Here is a 17,533-nt window from a genome sequence, read left to right on the forward strand (position 1 = left end):
GTGGTGATGGGATTACGGCCGTTCCTCTTCCGCATACCGCCGTAGATGGTAAGCTAGCGACAATCCCCGCAGGATGGCCCACCCAGATATGATCAGCACTACATAAGCGAGGAATGACAGACGCATCTGCCAGGCGTAAAGATTTGCTGGGTTGTCAACTGGAAGAAACTCAACCCAAACTAGCAGCACCGCACCCAAGACAACGCCGCCTAGCCCGCCCCAAATGTACCGATGTGGTTTTTTGATTTGCGTGGAATTCATTTTGCGCCTCCCTAAAATGGTTCTTGAAAAATAGGTTTCGGAAACTACCGGCAACTAAGAGAAGAATACCAATTGCATTCATGGCGCACAAGTGGGAAACATCACTTTTTGATAGAGAGTGACGAGGGTAAGGTGAGTTTGAACGGCCGTTTCATCACTAGCCACCCAGCCTGCTGCCACACCAACCTCAAACCAGGCCAGGTAAGTGGCATTGTTGGGAGACAAGTCACAGCTTTCAAAATTCAAGAAGATCTGCCCAGAGCAAAGGGGGGTCTTGATCAAATCCTGATACAGTAGAGCGTCTTGCTTGGCAGTCAAGCCGTGTTCTCAGATTATTGCAGTGACAAGACAGTTAACACAATTCCTATGGCAAACACCATCAATGGTGGCACCAGCCAAAATAAATGTGTGCTACCTGTGATTCTTCTACTCCAGCGGTATATCTTGGTATCATGATGGTCGGCATCAGCTTCTTCAAGAATCTGAGATAGCGATGTTGCTTGGTTCTTAAAGTATGTTTTATCCAGGTGCTTGCGGAGGTGTCCAGCTCGTTCCCTGTTTCGATAATAAAGTTCTGTGTAGGAGGCAGAGAAAAAAGCACTGATTAGGCCAATAACCGTTACGATTATGGATAACGGTAAGTCAAAATGATTGATATGGTCGTCGAACGTAATTACAGTTATTAAGGCGGATGCCACGACGAGCATATAGTTAACAGCACTTGATCGCAGCGTTTCTGCATGGCGGGAATGGCTGCGTACATCCTGGTATAAACCCCAACACAGGTCTTTCTGAATCTTTGAGATTTCATTGATATTATTCGCCGTTTCCATATGAGCCCTCCAAAGCATACGAATAAGAAAGGACAAACTGATTCAGTACCCACCCATCATCCAGCAAGTACAGCCAACAATTCGCTCTTTACTCAAATTCGTTATCGTTACAGCCCTTTACCACGCCAACCGCAAACCAAGCCAGATAAGTAGTGTTGCCAGAGCCTGCACTGAGCGAAGCCCAAGTGAGATAGGCCACAGCCCTCAAAATTTAGAAGACTAGTCCGAAGCAGAGGTAACCATACGTTACCTCAACTTGCTCCGTATATTAGATATAGCTTTTTTTGCCTGTTCAATTTTCTTGCTTCTTTCTCTTTGTTCAATTTTTTCATCGAGTATAAGTTCAATTCCTACTCGAAGTGTTTCGAAATATGCTAAACATTCTTCTTCACTTAATGCGTGAATGCCCTTGCTCAGAATTGAATATAAACTTCGGTTTTCTACTAAGTGCTTTGTAAACAAAGTATATTTAGAAATATAAGGCGTTAACAAATTACTGAACGTTAACAATTGGATAAAGTCGCTTCAGTTTAATGCGAGCATCAGTGCAAGTAAATTGCCAATCAACACCCACTTGGCGTTTATTGCGTTGTGTTTCCCAAGCTGCTACTTGGTTGCGAACTTCGTCAATATCCACCTTCCGTCGCTTCAATGCCTGACGACGTAAAACAGATAATTCACATTCAGCAATATTGAGCCAACTGCCATGCTCTGGTGTGTAATGCCATTCAAGTTTGTCCGCAATCCGGCGTGCTTCTGCTGGTTCATACCGTTCATATAAAGAAGCGATATGGTGAATGTTCAAGTTATCCACAACCAAGACAATCGTCTCTGCATCAGGATAAACCTCGTCGACTAATGATTTCAACACCTGTGCAAATTCAATCTTGCGGCGTTGTGGATAAATCCATGTTTTGCGAAATCCGGCTAATGGTTCGACGGCCAGAAAAAGGGAACACTTCCCATGTCGTTGGTACTCATAGTCTTCTCGAACGGGTTGTCCTGGTTGCAGCGGAATTTCACCTCTTGGTGTTGACCGCAACGCTTTTTGAATTTCATCCAGGCAAACCATCGGCCGTTTCGGGTCGTAGGGTCGTTCATAAACGGAGAGGACATCTTCCATTTTGGCGACAAAGCGTGCCCCAGGTTTGGGCAGACACCACGATTTTACTTGCCAAGGCTTGAGTTCATTTTTTTTAGCTTATTTCCTATGGCGGTGTGACTAATCTCATCAACCACCTCTAGTTTTACCAGCCCATCAGCCAATAATCTCAGTGTCCACCGGTCATACCCCTCTGGTGGTTCGCTGCATGTCAAGGCAATCAGTTGTGCTTCTACATCTCCAGTCATTTTTGTCACCGGCCGCCCTGATCGTGGTTGGTCGTACAACGCTCTGTCCACACCACTTTCAAAGTAACGTCGTTTGATTTGGCTGACAGTAACATTGGATAGCATGGTTGCTTCTGCGACTTGAGCCAAGGTTCTCTTCTCCCCTTCGCTGCGGTTGAGTAGAAGCAACACCCTTGCCCGACTGATCACCCTTGCTTTGTGTTCACCCGACTTTATCAATTGTTCAAGTTCAGTTTTTTCATTTTGTGGAAGTTTTATATGTTTTGCCATTCCACAAGTTTATTCGATAACTATGTTTACTAACAAATTTGCTTTACAGAGCACTAAGAACTTTGGAAGGTGGAATTTTAATGAATGAATCTTTTCTTCCATTCGAGCATTGCTAAAATTTTCTTCATCCCAATTGCTATCTATTAACGCGATTTGGTGTGCTTCCTCGATCAAACTTTCGAATATGCGTCTTAAGTATACGTAGGCCCCTATACCTACTCCATGAGTAGATAAGCCATGTGCTCTGGCAAGTTCTTTGTATTTTTCGCTTCCAAGAATTGAGCGATATTTTTCAATATCGCTAAAGTGAAAGTCTGCAATCGATGGATATTGGCCGATCTTTGAAATTGCTTTTTCATAGATTCTAAAAAAGAAGTGAATAGTATGGCTCCCATTTCTAGAACATGCCATCTTTACCGTAAAAACTTTGTCTCGCAAAACTGATTCTGCATCAAGTTTCCCCGACCCATATCGATAGACAGTTGTATTATGAAAAATACTTTGTTCTCGACAGTAAATGCAGTAAGCGTCCAATGTTGAATTAAAATTTTCGATACTTTGGATTTGCTTCGCATTTCCAGAATTTACATTGAATACTTGATATAGAGGAGTCCTCAAGAAAAAATCGGAAATGGATGGTAGGAATTCGCCTTCTTCGTTACTCGGTTCTGTAAGTTCTGTTTCAGTCATACTAGCAAACCTATTTTATTAGATATTCTTGAAATTATACTTTAAGTTGCTCCATCCTCGCATCATACAATGGCTCATCCACCACCGTCGCTACGTGCCACTTGTCGAGCGATTCCACCTATCTCGTTTGACTCGTAATTCGTCAATCCAAAATTGCCAACGCCTGTGCCAAATCTGCCTGAATATCGGCGGCGTCTTCAATGCCAGTGGAGAGGCGCAGCAGGCCATCGCCAATGCCCAGGCTGTGCCGTTCTCCCAGCGTCAGGGTGCGGTGGGAGGAGATGGCAGGGTAGAGCATCAGTGAGTAAATGTCACCCAGCGAGGTGGCGGGTTGGATAAGCTGCAAGGCGTCCAGCAGGGCAAAGATTTCTGACTTGCCAGCATTTTTCACTTCAAATGAAAGCACTGCGCCACCGCCATTGCCGCCGCTGAGCTGGTTCATCAGCTCAAACTGAGGATGATCGGGCAGGAAGGCGTAATGCACCTGGCTAATTTTAGGATGGCTTTGCAGCCAACTGGCAATCTCTAGCGCGTTTTGGCACTGCTGGCGCATCCGCAGGGGCAATGTTTTCAGACCGCGGTGAGCTAGCCACGCCTCGAACGGGCCGAGGCTGCTGCCCAGCAGCTTGTTCAGCCGCGTCATCTCTTCTTTAAGTTCCGCACTTGTAGCCATGATACCGGCCATCACGTCCCCATGCCCGCTAATGAACTTGGTGGCACTGTGGATCACCATATCTGCGCCAAACTGAATGGGATTGCATAAGTAGGGGGAGCAAAAAGTATTGTCTACCAGCAGCCGGGCGTTGTGGGCGTGAGCCAGCTCAGCCAAGCGAGGTAAATCAGCTACTTTCATGAGGGGGTTGGAGATGGTTTCGACGAGCAAAGCAGTCACTTTGTTCTGTGCTAAAACCGCCTCAATTTCCGCCAAATCCAGCACGTCTACCAGATGCACCGTAGCCCCTAACTCGCTAAAAATACCCTGCACCAGCGAGTAGGTCGCGCCATACACATCTGCCGCGACAACGACGTGGCTGCCAGCCCGTGCCCCAGCTCCCAGGAGCGCCAGATGGATCGCCGCCATGCCAGAGGGGAGGGCGATGGCGGCTTCGGCAGATTCCAGATTGGCAACGGCCGTTTCCAAAGCCGCCACCGTAGGGTTTGCATAGCGCGGCGAATAAACATACCCAGGCTGCTCACCGCCTAACACGGCATCCAGCTCCGTTGAATCAGCAAAGGTATAGCCAACAGAAGGGAAAATCGGGGTCACAACCGAATGAACGTTGCCCAAATTGGCACGTTCACCAGCATGAACCGCACGGGTGTTAAACTGCTTGTTTTTCAATCTCTAATCTCCAGTCTCCAGTCTCTAAATATGGCTTAACTGTAACATAACTACACTTGCCTGGGCGAACCAAAATTGTGTTTACCGAATCCTCAATTCGTGTTAAGATCACCTCATGAGCGAGACCTTGCCCCCTCTGGAACAATTGGCCCTAACCTTATACGATATCGGTGCTGTGCAGCTAGGAAAATTTAAGCTACACAGCGGTAAAAAATCCCGCATTTATTTGGATTTGCGCTTGCTGGTTTCTCACCCTGCGGCACTGCGGCAGGCTACGGCCGCTTACCGCTCAGTGCTGGAAAAGTTGTCGTTTGATCTACTGGCAGCGACGCCGTTAGCGGGATTGCCGCTGGGGACGGCCCTCTGTTTGGACATGGACAAGCCGCTCATTTACCCACGCAAAACCGCTAAAAGTTACGGCACGGGCAAGCAGATTGAAGGAGTATGGCAGGTAGGGCAAACGGCCGTTGTTATCGATGATCTCATCACCTCAGGCGACTCCATTTTGCAAGCCATTGTGGCCCTCAAAGCATCTGGTTTGCAGGTAAACGAAGCCGTGGTATTGATTGATAGAGAGCAAGGCGGCATAGCCAACATGCAAGAGCATGGGTACAAGCTACATGCCACCATGACCGTCAGCCGCATACTTTCTGTATTGGAAGCCCATCAGCGTATTACCGGTAAAGAGCGGGATAAAGTAATAAAATCGCTCAAATAATCCAGGGCATGGCGGTCAACTAGCTCGTTCAAGTTGTTAGAGAGCCATTCCTCAACAGCTTGGATCAGTCGGGGGGCTGTAACCAGGCAGCAACCAGAATCTTGATAATTTGATATTAAAAGATAGATAAGTTCAGCACCGTGAAATTAATGTGGCTGATTATTAACGGCTGCTAGCTTGTACCAGCAACCAGCCGTTAATAACCAGCCGCTAATTGTTAAGGAGCAAACTATGATCGACTTAACCCGTGGCACTGCCCATGACGTGTTTAGTTACAATAAAAATCCTCTAGATATTATCTTTTCACCCAAAAGTGTCGCCCTCATTGGGGCCACCGAGCGAGAAGGCAGCGTTGGCCGTACCATCTTGTGGAACCTCATGACCAACTCGTTTGGCGGCACGATTTTCCCCATCAACCCTAAACGCCCCAGCGTGATGGGCATTAAGGCATACCCCAACGTTGGTGAAGTCCCAGAAAAGATTGACTTGGCCATTATCGTGACGCCAGCCCGCACGGTACCCGGCATCATTCGAGAATGTGTAGAAGCTGGGGTGAAGGGAGCCATCGTTATTTCGGCAGGTTTCAAAGAAATTGGCCCGGAAGGCGTTAAGCTGGAGCAGGAAATTTTAGCAGAGGCTCAGCGGGGGCAAATGCGTATCATCGGCCCCAACTGCCTGGGGGTGATGAACCCCATTGGTGGTCTGAACGCAACCTTTGCCAGCTCGATGGCACGCCCCGGCAGTGTTGGCTTTATCAGCCAAAGCGGGGCACTGCTCACCTCCATTTTAGACTGGAGCTACCGTGAAAACGTCGGTTTTAGCTCGTTTGTCTCCATCGGCTCGATGCTGGATGTGGATTGGGGCGACCTGATTTACTACCTGGGTGACGATCCACGTACCAAGAGCATCGTCATTTACATGGAATCCATTGGCAATGCCCGCTCCTTCCTCTCTGCGGCGCGGGATGTAGCCCAAGCAAAGCCGATTATTGTGATTAAGCCAGGGCGTACCGAGGCTGCGGCGCAGGCGGCAGCTTCCCACACTGGTTCGCTGACGGGTAGTGATGAAGTGCTAGCGGCAGCGTTCCGTCGTTCTGGGGTGCTGCGGGTAGATTCCATTGACGATTTGTTCAATATGGCAGAGGTGTTGGCCAAGCAGCCCCGTCCGCGCGGGCCGCGCCTGACGATTGTCACCAACGCGGGTGGCCCTGGCGTGCTGGCAACTGATTCGCTGATCACCAATCGGGGTAAGCTGACGGAGCTGTCTGAAAAGACGATGACGGAGCTGAATGAGTTCTTGCCGCCGCACTGGAGCCACAACAATCCAGTGGACATTTTGGGAGACGCCGACGCTGACCGGTATGCTAAATCGATCCAGATTGCGGCTAATGATGAAAACAGTGATGGTCTGTTGGTCATCTTAACGCCCCAAGCCATGACGGACCCGACTCAGACGGCGCAGGAGCTAAAAAAGCTGTACGGCCGTCCGCCACAATATCAATATGGCAAACCTGTTTTGGCAAGCTGGATGGGTGGGGCAGACATTGCCAGCGGTGAATCCATCCTGAACCAGGCCAACATTCCCACCTTTGCCTTCCCGGATACGGCCGCTCGCGTTTTCCAATATATGTGGCGGTACCAGAAGCGGCTACAAAGTTTGTATGAAACCCCATTCCTGCCCGAAGAAACGGAAGAAAGCACCCAGAAAATTGGCGAAATCAGCCAAATGCTGGCGGACGTGCGGGCCACCGGGCGCACGATTCTTACCGAATATGAGTCGAAGCGGGTGCTGGCAGCATACGACATTCCCACGGTAGAAACACATCTGGCAAAAACGGCCGATGAAGCCATACAAATCGCCGAAAAACTTGGTTATCCGGTGGTACTCAAGCTCAATTCCGAAACGATTACGCACAAAACCGATGTGGGTGGCGTGCGGCTAGACCTGGCCACGGCGGATGAAGTGCGCCATGCGTATAACACGATGGAAGCCTCAGTGAGCGCAAAATACAGTGCTGACGATTTTCTGGGCGTTACGGTGCAGCCGATGTTGCGGCTCAATGATGGCTATGAGTTGATTATTGGTTCCAGCCCTGATCCCCAGTTTGGCCCGGTGCTGCTGTTTGGCACGGGCGGAACGCTGGTAGAGGTGTTCAAGGATCGGGCGTTGGGCTTGCCGCCGCTAACAACCACGTTGGCCCGTCGCATGATGGAACGGACGAAAATTTACACCGCACTCCAGGGTGTACGAGGGCGCGATCCCGTTGATTTAGCGGGTTTAGAAGCGTTATTGGTTCGGTTTGGGCAATTAGTTGCCGACCAGCGTTGGATCAAGGAGATTGACATCAACCCGCTGTTTGCCTCGTCGGACCACCTGGTTGCTCTGGATGCCCGTGTGGTGCTGTATGAACCAGAGGTGGCGGAGGATGAGCTGCCAGAGTTGGCGATACGGCCGTATCCTGCCCAATACATCAAAGAGTTCACCACGGAAGAGGGCGCGCAAACTGTTATCCGTCCCATCCGCCCAGAAGATGAACCGATGATGGTGCAGTTCCACGAAACGTTGTCTGAACGGTCCGTTTACCTGCGTTACTTCCGCGCTTTCCAGTTGGATCAGCGCGTGGAGCATGAGCGGCTTACCCGCATTTGCTTTGTGGATTATGATCGGGATATGGCACTGGTCGTCACGGCCAAAAATAAGCGTACAGATGAAGATGAGATTATTGCCGCCGGTCGTTTGACCAAAGAACGGGGGCGGGATGAAGCTGAGTTTGCCATGTTGGTGAGCGACCGTTATCAGGGGCAAGGGATAGGTACGGCGATGTTGAAGCACCTGCTGGAAATTGGTAAGCAGGAAGGCGTCAAGCGCGTGGTGGCCTACTTGCTGTCAGAAAATCGCGGAATGCGTGCCATCTGCCTCAAGCTCGGCTTTCGCCTGGAGCGCGAAGGGGAGCTGATTAAGGCGATTATTGATTTGTAGATTTTTTTGACAAGGTGACCGGGTGACAAGGTGAATTGCCTTTCTCGGTTACCTTGTTACCCGGTCATTTTCAAAATTGCCAGCATCGGGTCGTGAATACGGCCGTTGCTCACCACCAAAGAAAGCCGGGATTGAATTGTGAAGGGAGCTCCATCCATAAACGTGACGGTGCCTCCCGCTTCTTGCACCAGCAAAATGCCTGCCGCAATGTCCCAACTGTGCAGCTTAAACTCCCAATATCCATCCAGCCGCCCCGCGGCCACATAGGCCAGGTCCAGGGCAGCAGAGCCAGGTCGCCGGATGCCCTGTGCCACCTGTAAGAAGGCAGACAGTTGTCGAACATTGTTATCGTCGCTGGTTTGGCGGTCGTAGGGGAAGCCGGTAGCCAGCAGGCTGCTAACTAGGTCACCTTCGGTGGAGACGTGGAGCTGGGTTTTGTGGCCGCCGGCAGTGGTGAGATGTGCGCCTTGGTTGGAAACGGCCGTAAAACATTCCCCTCGCGTCGGATCAAAAATCACACCCAGCAGCGGCTTCTCTTCCTGGTATAGAGCTATCGAAACGCAAAAGATGGGGAAACCGTGGGCAAAATTGTTTGTCCCGTCTAGCGGATCAACATACCAAGTGTAGCCCTCTGCGCCTGCGGCGTCCGTGCCTTCTTCACCGATGAAGCCGTGAGAAGGATACTCGGCTCGCAGCCGCGAGAAGATGAGTTCCTCAGCGGCTTTGTCGTACTGCGTGACCCAATCCACTGCGGAACTTTTACGCTCGATCTTTTTTTGCTGGCTGAATCCGTCTAGAAGTAGCTTCCCCGCTTCTCTGGCAACAGCAACGGCCGTTGCTAACCCATCGTCCAAATTCATTAAAAGCCTTCCTGTATGTTTTTGCGAATTAGACACCAAACAGGCCATGCTATGCAAATTTGCAACCATCTGATGAACCAATTCACAGCGCTGTAAACTTGCAAATTGGGGGTTCTCTGCTATTATTCTCCACCGTTGCACAGCAAAAATTTTATACATCTGCTGCTTTCCGCTCTTAAACAAGATTTAAGGGCAAAGCTCGCCAGAGTAATTCCAAGGAAAGGAGGTAAGCAACGTGCGAGAGTACGAAGTTACCGTTATTTTTCAAGCTAATTTAGATGATGAGGCACGCTCTACCGTCGTAGAGCGCGTTTCTGATTGGTTGACGCACGGTGAGGCCGAAGAGGATAAACCGGTACCCAATGTGTGGGGTCAACGTCGTCTAGCCTATGCCATCCGCAAACAAACGGAAGGGTATTATATTTTGTTTGATGCCAAGCTGGAGCCAGAAAAGCTGCCAGACATTGAACGAAACATGCAGTACACGGAAGAAGTTCTGCGCTATTTAATCGTGCGCAAGGAACAGTAAACAACTAGTTTTAACCAAACATGCCTGATCGGTTAGCTCCTCTTATTTTGTGCAACAAAGGATGCTAAAGATCAGTAAATAATTTACAAAGAACAACGGGTAAACCCCCATTGTTGGGAGTGTGTCATGAACAAGGGGCTGAACAAAGTTATGATTATTGGTTGGGTCGATGGCGAGCCAGAAGTGCGCGAGACGCCCAATGGCCGATCAGTTGCTTCGTTCAGCGTCGCCACTTCCCGCACTTGGACTTCATCAGATGGAGCCAAGCATGAAGAGACGGAATGGTTTAATGTTGTTGCCTGGGGCAATTTGGCCGAGATTAGCAGCAAACGTCTGGGACACGGCAAGCAAGTGTATGTAGAAGGGCGGTTGCAAACCCGCAGTTGGGATGACAGCAACGGGCAAAAGCATTTTCGGACAGAAGTGATTGCTCATGAGCTAATTGCCATGGCAGAAAACAATATTTAGCCACTGAGGCTTTTCTCAATGGGTGTTTTTAATTTTTGCGAGGATAAAAATGCGTTCTAGAAATCGTGGTCCAAGAAGAAAACGGGCCTGCAACTTTTGTGTAGATGGTGTGAAAGTAATTGATTACAAGCAGCATGAGATGTTGAGTCGGTATGTGAATGAATTCGGCCGTATCCGCCCCCGGCGGCAAACGGGCACCTGCGCCAAACATCAGCGGGCTTTGGCTGTGGCGGTCAAGCGCGCCCGGCATATCGCCTTGCTGCCGTTTGCAGACGAGTAAACAACCAAAATTATGGCAAAGAAACAAGAAACAACTACGACATCTGATCAACGCCAAACGCGTAAAGAGGTGCTGCTGGCACGGAAGCAGGCACAACAAACGCGCCAAATTCGCATTGGTGTCGCGATTGTCGGTGGTTTGCTGCTGGTGGTTTTTTTGGCTGCCGTCATTAATGAATTGATCGTTGCGCCTAACCGAGCCGTTGCCATTGTTAATGAAGAAGAGATTTCATTGAGCGATTGGCAAGACCGGGTGCGTTTTGAGCGTGCCCAGCGCATCATTTTGCTGGAAAATCAGCTTGAAGCCTTCCAGAATAATGTGGGCGTTGTGCAACAATTTGCTGGACAAACAATCAACGAATTGTTGCAAAATGAGCAATTGGGTCAGGCAGCGTTGAACCAGATGATTGATGAGGTCATTATTAGACAGGCGGCCGAGGCGCGGGGCATTACGGTAACGGACGAGGATGTGCAAAACGAGATTGAGGAGACGTTTAGCTTCTATGATGGTGGCTTGCCGACGCCGCTGCCAACGGCCACTGCCACGGTGGAGCCAACGCCTTCCATTACGCCGCTGCCAACGGCCGTTATCACCGAAGTTTTGCCCACGAATACCCCAATCCCTACGGCTACGCTGGCACCAACCGGTACGGCCGCACCCACAGCCACGCCCGTCTCGGCGGAGGCCTTCCAGCAAGAATTTAGTGATTTCATGACCGAGTTTGAAGCGTTGGGCGTGTCTGAGGAGCTGTATCGGGAAATTGTACGGTCGCAGCTTTACCGTGAACAGTTGCTTGAACTTCTGGCAGACGAGGACGAACTGTCTGACGAAGCTGAACAGGTGAGCTTCTATGTGTTGCAGTTTAACACCGAGGAAGAAGCCAATGAGGCTGAAGCTCTGGTTGCAGACCAAGGGTTTTTACCCGTGTGGAATGAAGTTCGCAGCATCGTCCCCGATCCGGAATCAGGGTCTACGGCCGTTGCCAGCGAAGTGTTGTGGCGCACGCAAGCCGCAACGGTGAACAGTCTGGGAGCGGAGGTCGCGGAAGCTGCCTTTGAGCTACCCATTGGAGAGCCAAGCAGCATCATCTCCCGCACGGTGGATGCCCAGACAACGCGTTATTACCTGATTCAACTGTCGGGTAAGGAAGTACGGCCGTTGTCCGCTTCTGAATATCAAACATTGCAGCTAGAGAACCTGGCGGCTTTCATTGATGAGCAGCTTGCTGTTGGTGGTCTGACATTGACTGAGTACGACCGGGGTCGCACCCCGACCAATCCGGTGCTAGACCCGATCTTCACAACGCCGCCAACCGCCACGCCAGCCGTACCAACCGGCGGCTAAGCCAAACTGAACTGAAGTATAATAAGGTGTGTATCTGCGGATGCGCCATCTAGAAAAATAAGGGTAGGTCTATGCTAGACCTGCCCTTATTTGCGTGAATTGGCAGTTGGGGCAAAATCATGCCCATGAATGATGAACCCATTTGGCTGGAAGGCACCATATCTGTTGAAGCGGCACTGCGTGGCAATGTGCGGCAGGTGACGGCCGTTTATGTGCAAAAGGGAAACGGCCGTCGTTGGGAGCGTCGTTTGGCAAAATTGCAGCGGCTCACCCAACAAAATGGCGTGTTGCTCAAGCTGGTGGATGAACAGTTCATCACTGACCGCGTAACGGGCTCCTCCCACGGTGGGGTGGTGGCAGAAGCAGGGCCACGTCACTTTGTATCGCTGGATTCGCTAGTGATGGGGGTGGAGCGGCCGTTTATCGTCATGCTAGATGGTATTGAAGACCCTTACAACTTTGGGCAGGCACTACGCTCGCTGTACGCGGCGGGGGCGGCGGGCGTGGTGGTGCGCCCCCGCAACTGGTTTAGCGCAGCGGGTGTTGTCGCCCGCGCTTCGGCGGGTGTGTCTGAGCAAATGCCCATCGCTATTGCCGAAACGGCCGAACAGGCTGCTGATACATTTCGCCAACTGGGTCTTCGCATTGCCGCCACTAGCAACCAAAATGCCGTGCCGTTGTATGAAGCAAATTTGACCGAGCCGCTATTTTTACTGCTGGGTGGCGAAAAACGAGGCATCACCCGATCTTTTCTAGTGCAAGCTGATTTAGTATTGCAGATTCCATATGCTAGGCTAAACTTTCGATATTCATTGGGCATTGTTGCCTCCTCAGCAATAATTGCCTTTGAGATTATGCGCCAAAGAAGGAATGAGCAACCTTATGTTAATTAGTTTAACAGGATTCAAAGGAAATAAATCAAAATGGAAATCGATCGTAAACAGGCTTAGTTCAGTACTAATAGCCTTATTAAGTCTTGTTATTTCAATTGAAGTTGGCTTCCGTTTTTTTTATCGATTAATTCCCCTAGATGTCTGTGCATCAGACCCAATTATCGGTGCCTACATTTGTCAACCTTATTTCGAGTATGATAATCCCATTCGGATTGGTTATCGATATACACCTGGCTTTCATTTAGAAGGTAGATGGAATCCGGCTAATCCGCTTCAAGCAAACAAAGATAATAGTACTGCACCTACAAACCGGGATGATTCGTTTCACTATAGGTTTGTGGCAGATGAACACGGCTTTCCAAATGAACCATCAACTTGGCAGAATCAATACGACATTATAATTTCCGGTGATTCATTTACTATTCCTTCTGCACCTGTATCTTGGATAGAGCGGCTGGAGGAGCATGCAGGTCAGGAGATTTTAGCTTTGGGTGCTCCCAGTTGGAGTACTCTGAATGAAGTGGAAGCCATAAGACAGTTTGGAATGAATAAAATGCCAAAATACGTTCTTCTACTTTTTTTTGATGGGAATGATTTAATTAATACTCAACAATACTTAGAACGCAAGGAAAGTGGCCTGGATTGGCGAGAATACGATATGCAAGAGGTAAAATTATATCGACGGTTGCTCACACCCAAATTAGCAACATATTTATGGCGACAATTGTTTCCTCTTGAAGTAGAGGAAATAGTGGATTATCGTTATCCAGTGGTTGCCAGCACGGACGCAGGACCGATTGAAACAGTGTTTAAAGATGTTCATCTGTTACCGTTAAGCGCTGATTATGATACCCTGGCTGCTTCAGATGAGTTTGAGGCTGTAAAATCGGCATTAGTGTCTTTAAATGAAGATCTAGCCACTCAAGGCTCACAACTAATAGTGGTATACATTCCCAGTAAAGAGCATGTCCTATGGTCTCGTGTTTGGGATCCGGTGGATGTAAATAACGTATTGGAACGGACTGTAACCGTGACCTTGAACGAAGAAGATTCTGGCACGCTGCGATGGGAGCCAAATTACATAAGCTATGATCTCTTCAGCGAAACAATTCGGGCTCAGGAACAATTGTTTACTGACTTTACGTCCAAGGCTGATATACTTTTCCTGAATTTGACACCCATTTTATGGAGGGGCAGCATTGAAAATGGGGAACTGTATCATTACGCGGATCCTCATTGGAATCAGGCAGGCAATGATTTGGCAGCAGATGCTATCTGGGAATTTTTGGAATCTTTGGAGAAGTGACCCGCTTCGATGATTGCTTATACTGCTTCATCAGCTTTTTCCAGAAGAAGAGGGTGCTGCCTAGCCCAATAATGGTGCCAGAAAGCACAAAAGCAACGGCCGTTGCCGTGATGCCCACATATGATTCTGCCGGTACATTCAGGACGGTAACTACCAATCCCGCCACCGCCATCACCAAAACCCCACCAATCACGCCAAAAAGCGAACCCCAAATGAGTGCTTCGATGAGGGGAGAGGGGCCGGTAGAAACGGCCGTTAATGCCGTTTGTAGGGTTGGGGGAAGCTCCTGAGTGGGAATGTTGCCCCCCATCTGCAATTTCAAAATCGCCCAATTCATTGCTTGCCGCTCTGATGGATCGCTAACCTCACGCAGAGAAAGGTAAACCTGCTCGCCACGCTGAATAACAGAACGGGCACTAAACTCATCAACCAGTCGCGCCTGAAGCAGTTGCTCACGCAGGGAAGGATTAGATATGAGCAGCAGCTCATTCTCTTCAAACGTGGGAAAAATCGGGTGGGTAAGCGTGGCCATGATACTTGCATTATGGTTGCCAGCATCAAGCCTGGTCAATTGGACTTATGGTCTACACTCTCGCCGTTCACACCTGGGCGTGTTATAATTTTTGGGCTATTTTTGTAACAAATAGCAAACACATACGAGCCTGTTCGTACTTTCCAAACAAACCATCCAGTTAAAAAATTGATGGAAAAATCCCCACTAAAGGAGTGAATACGTGAATCTGCACGAATACCAAGCAAAACGGCTGTTTGCCGAACATGGTGTGCCGATTCCCAATGGTGATGTGGCCTCGACACCGGCTGAGGCGCGTGAAATTGCCCGGGAATTAGGCGGCAAAGTGGTCGTCAAGTCACAAGTGCTTATTGGCGGTCGTGGCAAGGCTGGCGGCATTAAGCTAGCAAACGATCCTGACGAAGCTGAAGCAATGGCCAGCCAAATTTTAGGCATGGACATTAAGGGCTTTCAGGTAAATAAGGTGCTCATTGATGAGCAATCGCCGGGCGGAATTGACCAAGAAATCTATCTGGCAGTGCTGATCGACCGGGCACGGCGGCGTCCGATGGTGATGGCTTCGGCAGAAGGTGGCATGGACATCGAAGAAGTAAACGAACGCAGTCCAGAGAAGATTTTTCGTGTGCATGTGGAGCCTGCGCTAGGCGTTCGTGGTTATCAATCTACCTATCTGGCTTCTTCCATGGATTTGCCTCGTGAACTGTGGCGCGATTTTCACAAAGTCGTATCCGGTTTGTACGCCTGTTTTATTGCCAATGACGCTTCGCTTACAGAAATTAATCCACTTGTCATTACCGGTACAGGCAAGCTAATGGCTCTTGATGGCAAGATGTCTATCGACGATAATGGATTGTCTCGCCAGCCGAGATTGGCCGAGATGCGGGATGTCGATGAAGAAACGGCCGCAGAAAAAGAAGCGCGTCTCAGTGGCATCAACCTTATTCAGCTGGATGGCAATATCGGCTGTATGGTAAACGGGGCCGGTTTGGCCATGGCAACCATGGACGTGGTGAAGAAATTTGGCGAAGAGCATAATTGCGCCCCAGCCAACTTCCTGGACATTGGCGGTGGTGCCAAAGCAGAGCAGGTTGCTACTGCACTCCGCCTCATCTTGTCAGATAAAAGCGTGAAGGCCGTGCTGATCAATATCTTTGGCGGTATTACCCGTGGGGATGAAGTTGCGAAAGGCATTATTGAAGCCTTAGACCAGGTGCAAATAGACGTGCCGATGGTGGTGCGCCTGGCGGGAACAAATGCAGCAGAAGGGATGGCGATTTTGGCAGATTCAGAAATGGAAACGGCCGTAACCCTCTCAGATGCTGCCCAAAAAGCGGTTGCCGCCGCAAAGGGGGCCAAATAATGAGCATTCTCGTCGATAAAAATACGCGGTTAGTTGTTCAGGGCATCACGGGTCGGGAAGGTAGCTTCCATACGACTCAAATGATTGCTTACGGCACAAACGTGGTTGGTGGTGTAACACCCGGCAAAGGTGGCCAATGGTTTAGCACCGATGACAAAAAGGTACCCGTTTTTGATACGGTGAAGGAAGCTGTCGCCGCGACAGATGCCAACGCTTCTCTCATTTTTGTTCCGGCGCGCTTTGCCGTAGACGCGATCTACGAAGCGGCTGATGCTGGCGTAGAGCTCGTCATCTGCCTCACAGAGCATATTCCCGTGCTGGATATGATCGCTGCCCGTGCTTACCTCGACACACGCAGCGTCCGCCTCATAGGGCCGAACTGCCCCGGTTTACTGACCCCTGGCGAAGCCAAAGTGGGCATTATCCCTGGCTCCATTGCTATGCCGGGCAATGTGGGCGTGGTGTCCAAGAGTGGCACGCTCACTTATGAGGTTATTGATGCGTTGACCAAGCTGAGAATAGGCCAATCCACCTGTGTGGGCATTGGGGGCGATCCCATTGCCGGAACCAACTTTATAGATGTTCTGACCTTGTTTGAAGATGATCCAGCTACCGAGCAAATTGTGATGATTGGCGAAATCGGCGGCAATGCGGAAGAGCAGGCAGCAGCTTACATTGCCCAACACGTTACCAAGCCGGTCACTTCCTTCATCGCTGGTCGGACGGCTCCTCCCGGCAAGCGGATGGGACATGCTGGTGCCATTGTGGAGGGCAAGAGCGGTACGGCCGAAAGCAAGGTTGAGGCTTTGCGTGCTGCTGGCGTGCGCGTGGCCGACAACCCAGACGATATTGCCAAGATCGTCGCTTCACGACAGTAATCGGTATTCCGTAATCGGTGGTCGGTAATTCCGTTCACCGATTACTTTTCAATGATTACCCTTCACCGAAATGCGTGTTATTAGCGGGAGTGCCAGAGGGAGCCGGCTGAAGCGAGTGCCGGGGGATGCGACTCGCCCCATTATGGATCGCGTGAAAGAGAGCTTGTTCAACATTTTGGGCAAGGTGGATGGCGAGGTGTGGCTGGATCTGTTTGCCGGAACGGGGCAGGTAGGTATTGAGGCTCTTAGCCGGGGTGCCGATGAGGTCGTTTTCATCGACAAGGTGCGCCAAGCTATCAAAACTATCGAGGCGAATCTGAAAACGACGCGCCTGCAAGAGCGTGCCCAAGTGGTGCAAGCGGATGCGTTTGATTATTTGAACCGGAGTGCAGTGGAGGGCAAAAACGGCCGTTTCCACCTCATTTACGTCGCGCCACCGCAATATTTAGGTTTATGGCAGCAGGTAATGGATGTTTTGGATGAACGACCGTCTGCCTGGTTAACTTCTGCTGGTATTGTAGTGGTGCAAATCGACCCCAAAGAGTATGAATCCCTCACCCTGCAAAATTTATCGTTGTATGACAGTCGGACGTACGGCAATACCCAACTTTGCTTTTATGAACAGCTCAGTGAGGATTAG

The 17,533-nt window shown here is 49.9% G+C and carries 20 protein-coding genes; 11 read left to right on the forward strand and 9 right to left on the reverse strand.

Going from position 1 to position 17,533, the window contains the following annotated elements; translation table 11 throughout:
* Window positions 1–12: 12 nt before the first annotated feature.
* The 7 genes from ACOQPU_RS05335 to ACOQPU_RS05365 form a co-directional block, all read right to left on the reverse strand.
* Window positions 13–261 carry a hypothetical protein gene (locus ACOQPU_RS05335; RefSeq protein ID WP_420644090.1) on the reverse strand — a complete coding sequence of 83 codons (249 nt, stop codon included), beginning with the start codon at window positions 259–261 and terminating at the stop codon, window positions 13–15.
* Window positions 262–339: 78 nt separating this feature from the next.
* Window positions 340–507, reverse strand: coding sequence for a hypothetical protein (locus ACOQPU_RS05340; protein WP_420644091.1), 168 nt, complete (start codon window positions 505–507; stop codon window positions 340–342).
* Between the two features lie 86 nt (window positions 508–593).
* Window positions 594–1,094, reverse strand: coding sequence for a hypothetical protein (locus ACOQPU_RS05345; protein WP_420644092.1), 501 nt, complete (start codon window positions 1,092–1,094; stop codon window positions 594–596).
* Between the two features lie 493 nt (window positions 1,095–1,587).
* The gene (locus ACOQPU_RS05350; protein ID WP_420645803.1) at window positions 1,588–2,250 is read right to left on the reverse strand and encodes an IS630 family transposase; all 663 of its coding nucleotides are present in this window, start codon (window positions 2,248–2,250) and stop codon (window positions 1,588–1,590) included.
* Between the two features lie 11 nt (window positions 2,251–2,261).
* On the reverse strand, window positions 2,262–2,714 hold the full coding sequence (locus tag ACOQPU_RS05355; RefSeq protein WP_420640814.1) for a helix-turn-helix domain-containing protein: 453 nt from the start codon (window positions 2,712–2,714) through the stop codon (window positions 2,262–2,264).
* 9 nt (window positions 2,715–2,723) lie between these two features.
* Entirely contained in the window at window positions 2,724–3,404 is a 681-nt protein-coding gene (locus tag ACOQPU_RS05360) for a hypothetical protein (protein WP_420644093.1), read from the reverse strand.
* A gap of 142 nt (window positions 3,405–3,546) precedes the next feature.
* Window positions 3,547–4,746 carry a trans-sulfuration enzyme family protein gene (locus ACOQPU_RS05365; RefSeq protein ID WP_420644094.1) on the reverse strand — a complete coding sequence of 400 codons (1,200 nt, stop codon included), beginning with the start codon at window positions 4,744–4,746 and terminating at the stop codon, window positions 3,547–3,549.
* A 115-nt stretch (window positions 4,747–4,861) separates the two neighbouring features.
* On the opposite strand from ACOQPU_RS05365, the gene pyrE reads away from it, so the two are divergent.
* Both pyrE and ACOQPU_RS05375 read left to right on the forward strand, forming a co-directional pair.
* Complete coding sequence (gene pyrE, locus ACOQPU_RS05370; RefSeq protein ID WP_420644095.1) at window positions 4,862–5,464, forward strand: orotate phosphoribosyltransferase; 603 nt, start codon at window positions 4,862–4,864, stop codon at window positions 5,462–5,464.
* A 231-nt stretch (window positions 5,465–5,695) separates the two neighbouring features.
* The gene (locus ACOQPU_RS05375; RefSeq protein WP_420644096.1) at window positions 5,696–8,443 is read left to right on the forward strand and encodes a bifunctional acetate--CoA ligase family protein/GNAT family N-acetyltransferase; all 2,748 of its coding nucleotides are present in this window, start codon (window positions 5,696–5,698) and stop codon (window positions 8,441–8,443) included.
* A 56-nt stretch (window positions 8,444–8,499) separates the two neighbouring features.
* Here the strand turns inward: ACOQPU_RS05375 and ACOQPU_RS05380 are convergent, their stop codons facing one another.
* The gene (locus ACOQPU_RS05380) at window positions 8,500–9,303 is read right to left on the reverse strand and encodes an inositol monophosphatase family protein (RefSeq protein ID WP_420644097.1); all 804 of its coding nucleotides are present in this window, start codon (window positions 9,301–9,303) and stop codon (window positions 8,500–8,502) included.
* A 235-nt stretch (window positions 9,304–9,538) separates the two neighbouring features.
* Between ACOQPU_RS05380 and rpsF the strand changes: the two genes are divergently transcribed.
* The 6 genes from rpsF (at window position 9,539) to ACOQPU_RS05410 (ending at window position 14,123) form a co-directional block, all read left to right on the forward strand.
* Window positions 9,539–9,832 (forward strand): 30S ribosomal protein S6, encoded by a 294-nt coding sequence (gene rpsF, locus ACOQPU_RS05385; RefSeq protein ID WP_420644098.1) that lies wholly within the window; start codon window positions 9,539–9,541, stop codon window positions 9,830–9,832.
* A 126-nt stretch (window positions 9,833–9,958) separates the two neighbouring features.
* On the forward strand, window positions 9,959–10,300 hold the full coding sequence (locus ACOQPU_RS05390) for a single-stranded DNA-binding protein (RefSeq protein ID WP_420644099.1): 342 nt from the start codon (window positions 9,959–9,961) through the stop codon (window positions 10,298–10,300).
* Between the two features lie 49 nt (window positions 10,301–10,349).
* Window positions 10,350–10,580, forward strand: a complete 231-nt coding sequence (gene rpsR, locus ACOQPU_RS05395; RefSeq protein WP_420644100.1) for a 30S ribosomal protein S18 — start codon at window positions 10,350–10,352, stop codon at window positions 10,578–10,580.
* A gap of 12 nt (window positions 10,581–10,592) precedes the next feature.
* Window positions 10,593–11,924 carry a SurA N-terminal domain-containing protein gene (locus ACOQPU_RS05400; RefSeq protein WP_420644101.1) on the forward strand — a complete coding sequence of 444 codons (1,332 nt, stop codon included), beginning with the start codon at window positions 10,593–10,595 and terminating at the stop codon, window positions 11,922–11,924.
* Between the two features lie 125 nt (window positions 11,925–12,049).
* The gene (locus ACOQPU_RS05405; RefSeq protein WP_420644102.1) at window positions 12,050–12,817 is read left to right on the forward strand and encodes a TrmH family RNA methyltransferase; all 768 of its coding nucleotides are present in this window, start codon (window positions 12,050–12,052) and stop codon (window positions 12,815–12,817) included.
* Complete coding sequence (locus ACOQPU_RS05410) at window positions 12,807–14,123, forward strand: hypothetical protein (protein ID WP_420644103.1); 1,317 nt, start codon at window positions 12,807–12,809, stop codon at window positions 14,121–14,123. The genes ACOQPU_RS05405 and ACOQPU_RS05410 overlap by 11 nt, the downstream gene beginning before the upstream one ends.
* Here the strand turns inward: ACOQPU_RS05410 and ACOQPU_RS05415 are convergent.
* Window positions 14,089–14,655 carry a hypothetical protein gene (locus ACOQPU_RS05415; protein WP_420644104.1) on the reverse strand — a complete coding sequence of 189 codons (567 nt, stop codon included), beginning with the start codon at window positions 14,653–14,655 and terminating at the stop codon, window positions 14,089–14,091. The two genes, ACOQPU_RS05410 and ACOQPU_RS05415, sit on opposite strands and share 35 nt — an antisense overlap.
* A 202-nt stretch (window positions 14,656–14,857) precedes the next feature.
* Here ACOQPU_RS05415 and sucC point away from each other — a divergent pair, with 202 nt between their 5' ends.
* From sucC to rsmD, 3 genes are all read left to right on the forward strand, one after another.
* The gene (sucC, locus tag ACOQPU_RS05420; RefSeq protein ID WP_420644105.1) at window positions 14,858–16,015 is read left to right on the forward strand and encodes an ADP-forming succinate--CoA ligase subunit beta; all 1,158 of its coding nucleotides are present in this window, start codon (window positions 14,858–14,860) and stop codon (window positions 16,013–16,015) included.
* Entirely contained in the window at window positions 16,015–16,893 is an 879-nt protein-coding gene (gene sucD / locus ACOQPU_RS05425; RefSeq protein WP_420644106.1) for a succinate--CoA ligase subunit alpha, read from the forward strand. The genes sucC and sucD overlap by 1 nt, the downstream gene beginning before the upstream one ends.
* A gap of 70 nt (window positions 16,894–16,963) precedes the next feature.
* The gene (gene rsmD, locus ACOQPU_RS05430; protein WP_420644107.1) at window positions 16,964–17,533 is read left to right on the forward strand and encodes a 16S rRNA (guanine(966)-N(2))-methyltransferase RsmD; all 570 of its coding nucleotides are present in this window, start codon (window positions 16,964–16,966) and stop codon (window positions 17,531–17,533) included.

This window comes from Candidatus Leptofilum sp., from assembly GCF_965223285.1.
Lineage (GTDB): Bacteria > Chloroflexota > Anaerolineae > Promineifilales > Promineifilaceae > Leptofilum.